The sequence below is a fragment of the Collinsella sp. OF02-10 genome (assembly GCF_003463445.1).
Lineage (GTDB): Bacteria > Actinomycetota > Coriobacteriia > Coriobacteriales > Coriobacteriaceae > Collinsella.
In genome coordinates this window covers 210,338-224,864 of record NZ_QSCW01000001.1, presented here as the reverse complement: position 1 = coordinate 224,864, position 14,527 = coordinate 210,338, and the positions used below count along the sequence as shown (strand labels likewise).

10 protein-coding genes are annotated in these 14,527 nt (G+C 58.2%); all 10 read left to right on the top strand.

Annotated features, from left to right (window positions below):
* Entirely contained in the window at positions 1–1,425 is a 1,425-nt protein-coding gene (locus DXA43_RS00950; protein ID WP_117773200.1) for a cell wall metabolism sensor histidine kinase WalK, read from the top strand.
* Between the two features lie 195 nt (positions 1,426–1,620).
* Positions 1,621–2,277 carry a YveK family protein gene (locus DXA43_RS00945; protein WP_055250503.1) on the top strand — a complete coding sequence of 219 codons (657 nt, stop codon included), beginning with the start codon at positions 1,621–1,623 and terminating at the stop codon, positions 2,275–2,277.
* Between the two features lie 2 nt (positions 2,278–2,279).
* Positions 2,280–3,017, top strand: a complete 738-nt coding sequence (locus tag DXA43_RS00940; protein ID WP_117806004.1) for a CpsD/CapB family tyrosine-protein kinase — start codon at positions 2,280–2,282, stop codon at positions 3,015–3,017.
* Positions 3,018–3,034: 17 nt separating this feature from the next.
* Positions 3,035–3,685 (top strand): tyrosine-protein phosphatase, encoded by a 651-nt coding sequence (locus tag DXA43_RS00935; RefSeq protein WP_117806003.1) that lies wholly within the window; start codon positions 3,035–3,037, stop codon positions 3,683–3,685.
* Positions 3,686–3,724: 39 nt separating this feature from the next.
* Positions 3,725–4,225 carry a GNAT family N-acetyltransferase gene (locus DXA43_RS00930; RefSeq protein WP_117806002.1) on the top strand — a complete coding sequence of 167 codons (501 nt, stop codon included), beginning with the start codon at positions 3,725–3,727 and terminating at the stop codon, positions 4,223–4,225.
* A gap of 202 nt (positions 4,226–4,427) precedes the next feature.
* A complete protein-coding gene (gene htpG / locus DXA43_RS00925; RefSeq protein ID WP_117806001.1) occupies positions 4,428–6,452 on the top strand; it encodes a molecular chaperone HtpG in 2,025 nt (674 codons plus the stop codon).
* A 510-nt stretch (positions 6,453–6,962) separates the two neighbouring features.
* Positions 6,963–9,737, top strand: a complete 2,775-nt coding sequence (locus DXA43_RS00920) for a YhgE/Pip domain-containing protein (protein WP_233539984.1) — start codon at positions 6,963–6,965, stop codon at positions 9,735–9,737.
* Positions 9,738–11,927: a YhgE/Pip domain-containing protein gene (locus DXA43_RS00915; protein ID WP_117805999.1), complete on the top strand. Its 2,190-nt coding sequence runs from the start codon at positions 9,738–9,740 to the stop codon at positions 11,925–11,927.
* 199 nt (positions 11,928–12,126) lie between these two features.
* Positions 12,127–13,110, top strand: coding sequence for a DMT family transporter (locus DXA43_RS00910; RefSeq protein ID WP_117805998.1), 984 nt, complete (start codon positions 12,127–12,129; stop codon positions 13,108–13,110).
* A gap of 118 nt (positions 13,111–13,228) precedes the next feature.
* The gene (locus DXA43_RS00905; RefSeq protein WP_117805997.1) at positions 13,229–14,527 is read left to right on the top strand and encodes a M20 family metallopeptidase; all 1,299 of its coding nucleotides are present in this window, start codon (positions 13,229–13,231) and stop codon (positions 14,525–14,527) included.

Below are 14,527 nucleotides of genomic sequence, written 5' to 3'. Positions count from 1 at the left end.
GTGGTCTTCGCCCCCCAGGGAAAACATACGCTGTCGCACCGCGTTTTTGTGACGATCTTTGTCTGCGCCATGGCGGTTATCGTGGCGTTTACGGTGCTGGGTGCGTTCTTTGTGCAAAACACTTTGGCGGATGCCACGAGTGCCAATCTGGCGCAGGAAACCGAGCTCATTGCTGCCGCCCTCGACGAGCAGCAGGAGCCCATTCCGTTCTTGCGAAGCCTCGATCGCGAGGATCTTCGTATCACGCTGATCAATAAGGACGGATCTGTTGCCTACGACAACGAGGCGTCGCCTTCCACACTGCCCAACCATGGCGATCGCCCCGAGGTCATCGAGGCCTTTGAGAGTGGTTCGGGTTCCGCGGAGCGCGCAAGCTCTACACTCGACGAGATTATGCTGTATCGCGCCGTCACCCTTGATAACGGCCAGGTCGTTCGCTTGGCGCAGGCCCAGCCTGGCGTTGCGGCGATTTTGCTGTCGATGCTGGCGCCGATGCTGCTTATCGCAGCAGCGGGTGCAGTACTCTCGTTTTTTATGGCGCGCCGTGAGTCCCGTGCCATCATCGCGCCGTTGCAAGAGGTGGATTTGGATCACCCACGCCGTAGCTATGAGCACGCCTATGCCGAGATGGTCCCCATGCTTGAGCGCATCGAGTCGCAGCGCCAGGAACTCAAGCGCCAAATGGCGGTGCTAGCGGACAACGACCGTATGCGCCGCGAGTTCACGGCGAATATCACCCATGAGCTCAAGACGCCGCTTACGGCGATTTCGGGCTATGCCGAGCTCATCGCAAATGGCATGGTCGAGGGCGAGGACGACCTGCGCAACTTTGGCGGTCGCATCTATCGTGAGGCGGGCCGCTTGGCAGCGCTTGTCAACGACATCCTTACGCTGTCTAACTTGGACGAGGCCGAACGTGCAACTGAAGGCGAGGCAGTGCCCATTGGGTCCACGGAGCCTATTGAGCTCTCGCGTGCGATCTACGCGGTTGAACAGCGTCTTGAACAGGTTGCCCGTCAGGCGAATGTGACGATAAGTCATGAGACCAAGTCTGTGGTCATCGAAGGCGTGTCGCGCTTGGTCGACGAGCTCATCTATAATCTGGCAAGCAACGCCATCCGCTACAATCGGCCCGGAGGTACGGTTACGCTGCAGTGCGGCACCAACGACGAAGGCCATCCGTTCCTCGCTGTCGCCGACACGGGAATCGGTATCGCGCCTGAAGAACAGGGCAAGGTATTTGAGCGGTTCTATCGCGTGGACAAGAGTAGGTCCAAGGCACGCGGCGGAACCGGCCTGGGGCTTGCCATTGTCAAGCATGCGGCCCTGTATCATCACGCCACGCTTGATCTGTCGAGCGAGTTGGGCGTGGGAACCACCATTACGGTGACGTTTCCCATACAGCAGGACGAGCCATTCGCATAGCGATACAACACAGATATTGATGTAGACGCCGCATTTGACTTTCGGGTGCGGCGTTGTTGTGCAATTTTACGATTGCTTCCGACATTTTTACAGGAGAGCCTGTTTCTTATGTATAGAGTTTGGTCTCGGTAAAAAGATGCGATAACATACGGACAGTTTTGTCAATCCGAACTGGGGAAATGAAAGGCAAGCTGCATGACCCTTCTCGAACTGTTCCAGCTGCTGAAGAAGCACCTCAAGCTGGTCATCACCCTTCCGGTGGTCTGCGCGATCGCCATGGGCATCGTGTCCTTCGTTGCGATGGACAACACCTATACCGCGACGACGAGCATGTACATTCTCGCCAAGACCGACGATAGCGGTCAGATGAGCTACAACGATCTCTCGGCGAGCCAGATGCTTTCCAACGATATCGCCACGCTGCTGGATAGCGATAGCGTTAAGAGCGGCGCCGCCAAAGAACTGGGCCTCACCGATTTGGATGACTACAAGGTGTCTGTTTCCTCCGAGACCACCACGCGTGTCATTACGCTTTCGGTTACCGGCACCGATGCCAAGGAGACGGCTGAGGTCGCAAAGGCCATTGCCAGCTCGGTGAGTACGGTCGCTCAGAACGTCGGCGCTGCCCAGAGCATCAACGTTATCGACGAGGCTAAGACCCCCGAAGCCCCCAGCGGCCCCAAGCGCACGCTGTATATTGCCGTCGCGTTCCTCGCCGGTATCTTTATCGCAGTTGCCTATGTCGTTTTGGCAGACATGCTCAATACCCGCATCCGCGGTGCCGAAGAGGCAGAAGAGCTCCTGGGTATTCCCGTTGTTGGCCGAATTCCGGCTATGAAAGGTGGTAAATAGGCATGGCTAAGGCAAAGAACACCGATAAGCTCGTTGTGCAGAATGCCGCCAAGACCCTTCTGGCCAACATCCGCTTTGCGAGCGTGGACGACCCCATTCGCACCATCACCGTTACCTCCTCGATTCCCAACGAGGGCAAGTCTACGGTTTCCATTAATCTTGCTCAGGCAATCGCCACGAGCGGCAAGAGTGTCCTGCTGGTCGAGGCTGATATGCGTCGCAGGTCCCTTGCCGATATGCTCGGCGTCCGCTCCCGCGGCGGACTCTATGCAGTCCTGTCCGAGCAGGTTTCTATCGACCAGGCGATTGTCGAGACAGGTCAGAAGAATTTCTACTTCCTCGATGCCGAGCCGCACATTCCCAATCCTGCCGACATCATCGTCTCCCATCGCTTTGCCAAGCTGGTAAAGGCACTGTCCGCCAAGTTCCAGTACGTCATCTTCGATGCTCCTCCGGTCGTCACCTTCATCGATGCTGCCGAGATTGCCAGCTTGACCGACGGCGCGCTGTTCGTGGTGCGCGAGGACTTTACCAAGCGCGAAGAGGCGCTCAACGCTATCGCCCAGCTTAAGAAGTCCGAGAAGGTCAAGCTCATCGGTACCGTCATGAATTACTGTGAGACCGAGACCAGCGAGTACTACTATTCTTACTACACCAAGGACGGTAAGAAGGTTAAGAAGGGCTCCGACGATCAGGGCACTTCCAAAAAGGGCATCTTCACCAACCGAGCAAACGTTTAGTTGATTAAGGCTGACCTATGCGTGACATTCATTGCCATATCTTGCCGGGTGTAGACGACGGCGCCGCCGATCTCGATGAGAGCTTGGCGATGCTCGAGGCTGCCAAACGGGCCGGTGTAACCAGAATCGTTTGCACTCCTCACTGCCGTGATCCCTATTTTGATTACGACAAGATGTGGGATGCCTTTGAGCTGCTGCGCGATAACGCTGACGGTTTTCCGCTCCAGATGGGCTTCGAGGTCAACCATCGAAAGCTCGTTGAGCTTGGTATCGATGCCGCGGATCACTTGCATTTCGATGGGACCAACGAGTTTCTGCTCGAGCTTTCGACGCATGCCGATGCGTATGCGTTTAGAGAGTACGAGAACACGATTTACGATTTGCAGTGCCGTGGCTACCAGGTGATCATCGCTCATCCTGAGCGCTATCGTGCGGTTCAAAAGGATGTAAGCGTGGCGGAGCGCCTGGTCGATATGGGCTGCAAGCTGCAGGCTTCGGCGGACTTTATTGCCGGCGGTCGCTTTGGTCGCGAGAAAAAGCCGGCACAGCGCCTGTTCGATCAGAACCTGTACAGCTTCATCGCGAGCGATGCCCATAACGTGGGTCATTACGACTGCCTGGCGAAGGCTCGCGCGAAGTTTAGCGTGCGCGGAGCTCATTTTCGCTAAAATCTGTCCCTAACGTTCGCATTGAATGAAAGGGCAGCCATGGATATCCAACTTAAGACGGGATGCTTTGATGACGCGGCGTTGGTGCGCCGCGTCGTTTTTATGGACGAGCAGGGCTACGAGAACGAGTTTGACGCTATCGACGAGGATCCGAACTGCATTCATGTGACGCTCTATGTAGACGGCGAGCTTTCCGGTTGCTCGCGCGTGTTTCCCGAAGAGCTTGAGCGCGCGGCTGACGCAGAGGCTCCGGTGTCGCCGGCGTGCGACTTGGACGAAGGCGTCGCGGCGGGGGAGACCTACATTATGGGGCGCGTGGCTGTGCTGCCGAGCATGCGCCGTCGCGGTCTGGCGAGCAAGATTGTCGAGGCCAGTGATACGTGCGCGCGTGATGCCGGCGCCAAGCTCATTAAGCTGCATGCGCAGGAATACGTGCTGCCGCTCTATGCCAAGGCGGGCTACACGCAGATTGCCCCGGTGGACTACGAAGACGAGGGCCAGCCCCATGCTTGGATGGCCAAGCGCGTAGATGGCAGATAGGGACGTTCATTTCCTGCCGGCAGTCGGGGACACTCCTTGGCAATTGGCGTATCAGAGCGTTTGGACATACAGTTTTTCGATTCCGTATGTATATATGCGCGCTAATGGGTTATAAAATCTAAGTCTGGACATAGCAGGTCTGCGATGCGGCTCGGGCAACCGGGCCGTTTTTGCGGACGGGGGTAGCGCGAAAGGACTGCACATGCGTCAATTTAAGACCGAGAGCAAAAAACTGCTCGACCTCATGATCAACTCCATCTACACCAATAAGGAAATCTTCCTGCGCGAGCTTATCTCTAATGCGAGTGACGCCGTCGACAAGCTCAACTTTAAGAGCCTGCAGGACCCGAGTGTCAAGCTCGACCAGGGCGACCTGGCTATTCGCGTCTCTTTTGATAAAGACGCCCGCACCATTACCATCTCGGATAACGGCATTGGCATGACCGCCGAGGAGCTCGAGCGCAATCTGGGCACCATCGCCCATTCCGGCTCCGAGGAGTTTAAGACCGAGAACGCCGAGCAACAGGGCTCCGATGTCGACATCATCGGCCAGTTTGGCGTGGGCTTCTACTCCGCCTTTATGGTCGCCAGCCACGTGAAGGTCGTCAGCCGCGCTTATGGCGAGGACACCGCCCACGTTTGGGAGTCCGACGGTCTTGAGGGCTACACCATCGAGGATGGCGAGCGTGCTGAGCACGGTACCGATGTCATCCTGACGCTGCGCGAGAACGAGAAGCTCGACGCCGACGGCGAGGCCGAGACCTACGATCGCTTCCTGACCGAGTGGGGCCTCAAGAGCCTGATTCAGCAGTACAGCAACTATGTGCGCTACCCGATTCAGATGATGGTGAGCAAGAGCCGCCAGAAACCCAAGCCCGAGGACGCCGGCGACGACTACAAGCCCGAGTACGAGGACTACCAGGAGCTCGAGACCATCAACTCCATGACGCCGATTTGGAAAAAGCGCAGCTCCGACGTTGAGCAGAAGGATTACAACGAGTTCTACAAGTCCACGTTCCACGACTTTGACGATCCCGCGCGCACTATCAGCTTCCATGCCGAGGGTACGCTTGAGTACGATGCGCTGCTGTTTGTGCCGGGCCGCGCCCCGTTCGATCTGTACAGCAAGGACTACGAGAAGGGCCTGGCGCTCTACAGCTCCAACGTGCTGATTATGGAGAAGTGCGACGACCTGCTGCCCGACTACTACAACTTTGTCCGCGGCGTCGTGGATTCTGCCGACGTGTCGCTCAACATCTCGCGTGAGACGCTGCAGCAGAACCGTCAGCTCAAGGCCATCGCCAAGCGCGTGGAGAAGAAGATTACCGCCGATCTTGAGGATATGCGCGACAACGACCGCGAGGCCTACGAGAAGTTCTTTGAGAACTTTGGCCGCGGTCTTAAGTACGGCATCTACTCGAGCTATGGCATGAAGGCCGATGAGCTCGCCGACCTGCTACTGTTCTGGTCTGCCAAGGAGCAGAAGATGATTACCCTGGCCGAGTATGCCAAGGGCATGCCCGGGGATCAGAAGGCCATCTACTACGCCGCCGGCGACTCGCGTGAGCGCTTGGCCAAGATGCCCGTGGTAAAGGGTGTGCTCGACCGCGGCTATGACGTGCTGTTGCTGACGCAGGATGTGGATGAGTTCACGTTCCAGGCTATGCGTGAGTACGTTGCCGCCGATATGCCCAAGGTCTACGAGGACGACGCCGCCCGCGAGGCTGCCGAGAAGGCCGTTGCCGACGGTGCCGAGCCCGAGGTCGAGGATCGTCACCTGGAGCTCAAGAACGTCGCGACTGGCGATCTTGATCTGGCGACCGAGGACGAGAAGAAGGAGGCCGAGGACGCCACCAAGGAAAACGAGGACCTCTTTAGCGCTATGAAGGAGGCGCTCGGTGACAAGGTCGAGAAAGTTGCCGTCTCCGCGCGCCTGACCGATGCCCCCGCTTGCATCACCACCGAGGGTCCGCTTTCGCTCGAGATGGAGAAGGTGCTCCAGAAGGGACCCGAGGGCGCGCCCGACGGCATGCCCAAGAGCCAGCGCGTGCTCGAGCTCAACGCCAAGCACCCGGTCTTTGACAAGCTTGTCGCTGCCCAGAAGGCAGGTGACGCCGACAAGATCAAGCAGTACTCCGGCCTGCTCTACGATCAGGCCCTGCTGGTCGAGGGTATCCTCCCCGAGGACCCCGTTGCCTTCGCGGCGGCTGTCTGCGAGCTGATGTAACTAGGGGGTTACGCGGTTCTACGAACCGCGTAACCACTCGACGCTGCCCTTCGTTCCGCCGTTCTAACGAACGGCGGACCAGCCGACGCTGCGCGGGCACCAGAGCGACAACTTGTCATTCAAAGAGGACGGCATGACCAGAAGGTCTATGCCGTCCTCTTTTCATGCCAATTTGTTCGCTCTGGTGACCGCTCGCTGGCATTACCAAAACATCGACGGTCCAATAATGATCCCTTGGGGACGGAGAAAAAGTGGTCGTTGGGGGACGTTCTTGTTTGACTGGTCGTTTAAGAACGCCCCCGATGACTATTCGGATTGTTAATTTGTGCGGGTTGTGGTTTTGCGACCTGCTGAAATTTGAGATACTGTACAACTGTACGTTAACTAATCTTCGTAGTATATTGCTACCCGCAAAACTCAATACCATTGTGCTTCGAGACGCTAAAGCGCCTACGTACAATGGTTGTTGATAGTACGATTTGATTCAACGACAGGATGGATGGTCCAAGCGTGAGTCTCGGCAGCAAACTATCCGATGCAAAGGTCTCCTTTGCGATATTCAAGCGCGACATTAAGCGACTGCTTGTGAACCCCGTCGCCTTGGTGGTTACCCTGGGCGTGTGCGTTATCCCCTCGCTGTACGCTTGGTACAACATCGTGGCTAACTGGGATCCATATGGAAACACCCAGGGCATTAAAATCGCTATCGCCAACAACGATCAGGGCACCCAGAACGACCTAGTGGGCGAGCTCAATGCGGGCGATAAGGTGGTCGACCAGCTCAAGGAAAACGATCGGCTGGGCTGGACCTTCGTCGACTCGGCTGCCGATGCCAAAGAGGGCGTCGAGAGCGGGGAATACTACGCGGCGATTGTAATCCCCAAGAACTTCTCCGACAATCTCGTCTCGATGCTCGATGGCAATTACCATCAGCCTAAGCTGACCTATTACGTCAACGAGAAAAAGAGCGCCATTGCGCCCAAGGTTACCGATACCGGTGCCAACACCATCGAGGAGCAGATCAACTCGGAGTTTGTCTCCACGGTGGGCGAGACCGTAGCGGGCATCGCCAAGGATGCCGGCATCGATTTAAAGGACAAGGCAACCCAGACTCAGGACTCGCTGACAAGTTCGGTGTCCGAGGCATCCGACACCTTGGGTGAGGTGCGCGATTCGATTGGCGATATGAATGCCGCCATCGATAAGACGAGTGGCGCTATCGCCTCGGCTGATGCGGCGCTTGCCGGCTTGCAAGGTCAGGCACCGTCGCTGACGCAGGCAATCTCCCAGGGCAACGACCTGCTGGGCGAGGCTCGCGCCACGGCGGGCAACTCTATCACCTCGCTCTCCAAGGCACTCTCGGAAGGTAGCCTTGCACTCACCAAGACGTCAGCCTCCGCGAACGCTGCGATTGGCAAGCTAACGGGTACGGTCACATCTACGACCACCCGCATCGACAACTCGCTCGAGTCTCTCCAGGCGACGATCGATCACAATAAGGCCGTTATCGGGCACTTGGAGATTCTCGTTAATGACACGTCGACAGGTTCCGAGGAAATTGACGCGCGCATTGTATCGACCATCGATTCGCTTCGCGAGCAAAACCAGAAGCTGCAGAGCATCAAGGATGGCCTTTCTGCACAGTCGAGCGCCATGGCAAACGACGCTACGGCAATCTCGAACGCGAGCAACGCACTCAACGCGGCAATTCAGACCGGTACGGCTAGCCTCGGTCAGGCTCAGACCGATCTGGGTCAGAACGCACTTCCGAAGGCTTCGAGCGCGCTTGACTCCTTTGCCGCCGTTTCGGGCGATTTGACCGGCATTGTGTCGGGTATGACCCCCACGATAGCGAGCGCGCGCGGCACGCTGGCGCAGCTCGACGCCACGCTCAAGCAGGCAAAGACCACGCTGTCCCAAACCGACGCCTCCCTTGCCAAGGTTCAGGACAAGCTCGCGACCGCCGCCAATGACATTGCGGCGCTGCAGACCTCTGAGTCTATGGGCGAGTTAGCCGACCTCATGGACGTCGACGTCAATGACGTGGCAGATTTCATGGCATCTCCGGTTGAGCTGACGTCCAAGTCAATCTATCCGGTCAAGAGCTTTGGCTCGGGCATCGCGCCCTTCTACACCAATCTGGCGCTGTGGGTGGGCGGCTATGTGCTCATCGCTATCTATAAACTCGAGGTCGACCGCGAGGGCATCGGTAGCTTTACGGCGCGTCAGGGCTACTTTGGCCGCTGGCTGCTGCTGGTGATCCTGGGCGCGTTCCAGGCCATTATCGTTACGGTGGGCGACCTGGTCATTGGCGTTCAGTGCGTCAATCCGCTGCTCTTTGTACTGGGCGGCATCGCTATTTCGTTCACCTACGTCAACATCATCTATGCGCTGTCCACCACGTTTAAGCATATCGGTAAAGCCATTGGCGTCATCCTCGTCATTGTGCAGATCCCCGGCTCGTCGGGCATGTATCCCATCGAGATGATGCCCGGCTTCTTCCAATGGCTGCATCCGCTGCTGCCCTTCACTTATGGCATCAACCTGCTGCGCGAGACCGTCGGTGGCATGTATTCGTTCAACTACCTGTTCAACCTGTGCGTCCTGGGCGTGTTCCTTGCCATCGCGCTCTTTATCGGTCTGCAGCTGCGCCCGTTGCTGCTCAACCTCAATCTGCTCTTTGATAAGCAGCTTTCCACGACGGGCCTAATGATCTGCGAGTCCAACGACCTACCGCGCCAGCGCTATTCGCTGCGCACGGCCATGCGCGTCATGCTCGATTCGGATTCGTACCGTCGCGAGCTGCTCGATCATGCCGTGGCGTTTGAGCATCGCTACCCGTACTACATCAAGGGCGGTTTTGCCGCCGTGGTAGGCGTGCAGGTTCTGCTCTTTGTGCTTTCGACGGTGCTCGATATCGACAATAACGGCAAGATCATCCTGCTCGTTATCTGGATCATTTCGGTTATCGCCATCTGCGGCTGGCTCATCAACATCGAATACATCCGTGCGAGCCTCAATACCCAGATGCGTATCTCGGCGCTTTCGGACGAGGACCTTCGCCGCGAGATGCGCGAGCACACGGCTGCCATCCCTGCCGCCCGTCGCATGTTTGGTCTCAACGCCAGCGAGCGTGGCGCCAAGGGAGGCGAACAGCCTACGAGCCGTCTGTCGCATATCGGTGCGCATCGTAAGGCTCAAGATGCCGACGGCGCTGACAACGTAAACGGAAACGACGGGGACACCACCCCGCTTGGCAAGCACTCTAAAGGAGGTGAGGCATAAATGAAAAACATCCTGCACCTGTTTAAGCGCGATGTCCAAAACGTGTCTCGCTCCGTGATCGGCATGGTCGTCGTGATGGGCCTGATCATCGTGCCATGTCTCTATGCATGGTTTAACATCGCCGGAAGCTGGGATCCCTACGGCAATACCGGCAACCTTAAGATTGCAGTGGTCAACACCGATGAGGGTTACGAGAGCGATCTGATTCCCGTCGAGGTCAACGTGGGCGAAAACGTAACCGCCACCCTGCGCGGCAACGAGAACTTCGACTGGGTCGTCCTCAACGACCGCGATAAGGCGATTGAGGGCGTTAAGTCGGGCGCGTACTACGCTGCCGTCGTTATCCCTAAAACGTTTAGCGCCGACATGATGACGCTTTTCTCGACCGAGGTGAAGCACGCCGATATCGAGTTCTATGAGAACCAGAAGGCCAACGCCATCGCACAGATCGTGACTGAAAAGGGTTCGAGCGCCGTCCAGAGTCAGGTCAACGAGACCTTTACCAAGACCATCACGACCATCGGCCTTAAGACCGTGTCCAGCCTGCTCGACTATATGAGTACCGACCAGGTGAGCAACTTTATCGCCAATCTGTCCTCGACGCTGGGCGATTCGGCCGAGGACCTGCAGGACGTTCAGACGAGTGCGACGTCGCTCGCGGGCATTTTGAGCTCCACGTCCGATTCACTGACATCGGCGGGCGGCATGCTCAAGCAGACGGGCACCGTTGATGAGTCGACGAAGCAGCTGATGGAGCACGCCAAGAGCGGCATCAATGATTCCAAGGAAGCGCTCAAGGCCGCCAACGATGCCGTTGACGCGGCGATTGACGGAAGCGCGGGCTCGTTCGACAACGTGTCCGCCGAGCTTGCGAAGGCATTCGCTGCCGCGAATCAGCATGTTTACCTTACGGTGTCTCAGCTCAACGAAGCCGCAGCGGCGCTCAATACGCGTGCTGACGATATCGATGCGATGGCCGATCAGCTCCGCAACCTTGCCGACCAGGTGAGTGATGACAAGCTCAAAGACGGTCTCGAGTCCGCTGCGACGTCGCTGGGCAGAATTGCCGTGGAGTACCGCAACAATGCGAAGGACCTGACGGCGACCGCAAAGTCCCTTTCGGACGGCATGGCGGAGGTCAACAACTCGCGTGCCGAGGTCGACCAGGCCATCGCCGATGCCAAGGCGGGTATCTCGGGAGCCAAGTCCGACTACGATTCCACGTTCTCGGTTAAGGCCAAGGAGCTCAAGAAGACCATCTCGGGCGTTCTGGATTCCCTGAACGGTATCTCGGGTGACTTGGATAGCGCCGTGAGCGGTCTGACCGACGCCTCTGGCTCGCTCGCAAAGGGCCTCTCCAAGGCTGCGACGCTGGTCAACAAGGCTTCTGATCAGTTGGGCAAGGCGTCGGACAAGATCAGCGCTTTTAAGGACGAGCTTGATAGCGCTCTGATGTCGGGTGACCTGGCCATGATTAAGACAATGATTGGCAACGACCCCGAGGGCCTCGCCGTGTCGCTTTCTGGCCCCGTTGCGCTCGATCGCAAGCCGGTCTATCCGATCCGCAACTACGGTTCGGCCATGGCGCCGTTCTACACGATTTTGTCGCTGTGGGTGGGCTCGATTGTTCTGGCGGCCATGATGAAGGTCTCGGTTGACGATGAGCTCATCAACGAGCTGATCCCCGTGCGCCTGCACGAGATCTACCTGGGCCGCTACCTGTTCTTTGGAGGTCTGGCCCTGCTGCAGGCGACACTCGTGTGCGCGGGCGACATCCTGTTCTTTGGCATTCAGTGCGACAACCCGCTGCAATTTGTGCTGGCGGGTTGGGTCGCGAGTCTCGTGTTCTCCAATATCGTCTACACGCTTACGGTTTCGTTTGGCGATATCGGCAAGGCGCTCGCCGTCGTGCTGTTGGTTATGCAGGTCGGCGGTTCGGGCGGTACGTTCCCCATCGAGATGACCGGCCCTGTGTTCCAGGCGATCTATCCGTTCCTGCCGTTCACCCACGGCATCAACGCCATGCATGCCGCCATGGCTGGCGCCTACCATATGGAGTACTGGATTGAGCTAGGCATTCTGGCGAGCTATCTGATTCCGTCGCTGGCACTGGGCGTCGTCTTCCGCCGCCCGGTCATCAAAGCCAACGACTGGATCATCGAAAAGCTTGAAAGCACGAAGCTTATTTAGTGCAACAGCGTGACATTGACAAAACGTCGAGGTTCACTTTGCTGACGCTTTAGTGGGCTGGATTGCGGTGCAACGCTGGTTGTTGCTACAGTAGCGGGGCGTGCCGGGGGTCCGGTGCGCCCCGTTTTATTTGACCATGAGGCGGCACGCGGCCATGCACGTGCGGACACCACGCCCAGACTGAGCGCGAGGATGCCCTATGGCTCAGAATGCCGTTGATGAAATCGAAAACATGCCCGATAGCCCTGTAGCGCGCGAAGACCTGGGTGCCGGCGGCACCTCCCGCGGCGCCGGCGCGCGTTCTCCGTTCTTCTGGAAGGTCTTGCTGCTTTCGGTGGCGGTCATCTGGGGCTATTCCTTTACCACCATGAAAGATGCGCTCGATACCATTCCGGTGTTCGAGCTGGTCTACGTTCGCTTTCTCCCGGCATCACTGGTTATGTTTGCTATTTTCCATAAGCGCATCATCGCTCATTTCAATGCCCGCAACCTGATCGTCGGGCTGGGCATGGGTGCGCTCATGTGGGGAGCATACGGACTGCAAACGATTGGCCTGGCACAGACCACGGCAGGCAAGAGTGCATTTTTGACGGGCACGTACTGTATCCTTGTGCCGTTTGCCAGCTATGTCCTGAGCGGCGAAAAGCTCACCCGCTATAACCTGGGTGCGGCACTGCTGTGCCTGGCGGGCATTGGCCTGGTGGCACTCGATAGCGTCGAGTTCAATGCTGGAGATGTCATCACGCTGGGCGGCGCGGTCTTCTTTGCTATCCAGATGGCAGTGACCGCCAAGTATGGCCGCAAGATGGACATCAACGTCATCACGTTTTGGATGTTTGTGGGCAATGGCGTTTTGAGCTTAATCACGTCGCTGCTATTCGAGACTCAGGCGCCTCTGTCCGTGTGGACGCCGAGCTTTGTCGGCGTGGCGGCCTTTCTCTCGGTGGGCTGTACGTGCGTGGCACTGCTCGTCCAAAACGTTGGATTGGCGCACGTCCCGGCCTCGACGGGCTCGCTGCTCCTTTCGATGGAGTCCCCCTCGGGCGTGCTGTTCTCGGTGCTGCTGATGGGGGAGGCGCTCACCTCGCGCCTGCTTGCCGGCTTTGCGCTTATCTTCCTGTCGATTATCTTGAGCGAGACTCACTTCGATTTTTTGCGCAAAAAGCCGCGCCCGCAATTGTAAACAACTTGTTGCGCCGCCCTCTCGGGGCGGCATTTTTTATGCGTCGCCCTTAAAGTTGTACCTTGCACTTTACGCTATCAAAGTGCTTGCTGCAAAAAAACGTTACTGGAGGGCATTTATGGCACCAGCTCTGTCCGATCTTCAACCGCAATCAGCGCCCAAGGCCACCGCAGCGGCGCAGGCCGCTATCGGTGACGGTCTCGTTGCAGAAGCTCAGGCTTTTGCAGACGAGCTCGCTGTGTGGCGACACGATTTACACCAGATGCCCGAGCTGGGTAATAGCCTCCCGCAGACCTCTGCGTATATTCAAGCGCGCCTGACCGAGATGGAAATCCCATTTGCCACGCTCGTCGATGGTTCCTGTGTTGTGGGCCTTGTCGGCGCCGGTGCCGCCGCGGCCCAGGGCAATGGCGTCTGCACGGACGAACAGGCCGGTACGGTCATCATGCTTCGCGGCGACATGGATGCCCTGCCCGTTGTCGAGGAATCAGGCGAGCCTTTCGCTTCCACCAACGGCTGCATGCACGCTTGTGGCCACGATATGCATGCGACGGCGCTGCTCGGCGCGGCCCGTTTGCTCAAGGCCCGCGAGTCCGAGCTTGTCGACGCTAACGCCACAGTTAAGTTGCTGTTCCAGCCGGGCGAGGAAACCTTTGAGGGTGCCCGCGCCGCCATCGCCGACGGTCTGCTGCAGAACCCGCGTCCCCAGGCCGCCTTTGCCATGCATGTCAATAGCCAGTCGCCGCTTGGCCTGGTGCTCTATGGGAGTCCGGCGCTCTCGGGCGTGTACGGTTTCCGCATTACGCTGCAGGGCAAGGGTGGCCACGGTTCCAGCCCCGAGATCTGCATCGACCCCATCACGGCCGGCGTGCATGTGCACCTGGCGCTTCAGGAGCTTATCTCTCGCGAGGTGCCGGCGGCCAAGGAGGTCGCGCTTACCGTGGGTAAGTTCGCTGGCGGTTTGGCGGCCAACGTCATCCCCGACACCTGCGTGCTCGAGGGAACGTTGCGCGGCTTCGATGTCGAGCTCATGGCTCACCTTAAGACCCGCATCGCGGAGGTCGTCAACGGCGTTGCCGCAACATATCGTACGCTGGCAACCATCGAGACGCTTTCGGACGTTCCGCCGCTCGTGCTCGACAGCGATATGACCCAGGCCTCGCTTGGCTACGTGGGCGCGGTGCTGCCCAAGGCTGCCTTCCTGCCGCTATTCCACGCCATGGCGAGCGAGGATTTCGCACTTATCTCGAGCGAGATCCCAAGTGCGTACTTTACGGTGGGCGCGGCCGTGACCGATACGGACGAGCATTTTGCCCAGCATCATCCCAAGGCGCGCTTTAACGATGCCGAGCTTCCCCTCGGCGCCGCGGCTTATGCCGCCGTCGCTCTCGGATACATTGCGGACCACAAGGAGTAA

What these genes read in the sequence shown, in the direction of transcription:
- DXA43_RS00945 (WP_055250503.1), top strand. Translation starts at nt 1,621, where the DNA reads ATGACCCTTCTCGAACTGTTCCAGCTGCTGAAGAAGCACCTCAAGCTG.
- DXA43_RS00940 (WP_117806004.1), top strand. Translation starts at nt 2,280, where the DNA reads ATGGCTAAGGCAAAGAACACCGATAAGCTCGTTGTGCAGAATGCCGCC.
- DXA43_RS00935 (WP_117806003.1), top strand. Translation starts at nt 3,035, where the DNA reads ATGCGTGACATTCATTGCCATATCTTGCCGGGTGTAGACGACGGCGCC.
- DXA43_RS00930 (WP_117806002.1), top strand. Translation starts at nt 3,725, where the DNA reads ATGGATATCCAACTTAAGACGGGATGCTTTGATGACGCGGCGTTGGTG.
- htpG (WP_117806001.1), top strand. Translation starts at nt 4,428, where the DNA reads ATGCGTCAATTTAAGACCGAGAGCAAAAAACTGCTCGACCTCATGATC.
- DXA43_RS00915 (WP_117805999.1), top strand. Translation starts at nt 9,738, where the DNA reads ATGAAAAACATCCTGCACCTGTTTAAGCGCGATGTCCAAAACGTGTCT.
- DXA43_RS00910 (WP_117805998.1), top strand. Translation starts at nt 12,127, where the DNA reads ATGGCTCAGAATGCCGTTGATGAAATCGAAAACATGCCCGATAGCCCT.
- DXA43_RS00905 (WP_117805997.1), top strand. Translation starts at nt 13,229, where the DNA reads ATGGCACCAGCTCTGTCCGATCTTCAACCGCAATCAGCGCCCAAGGCC.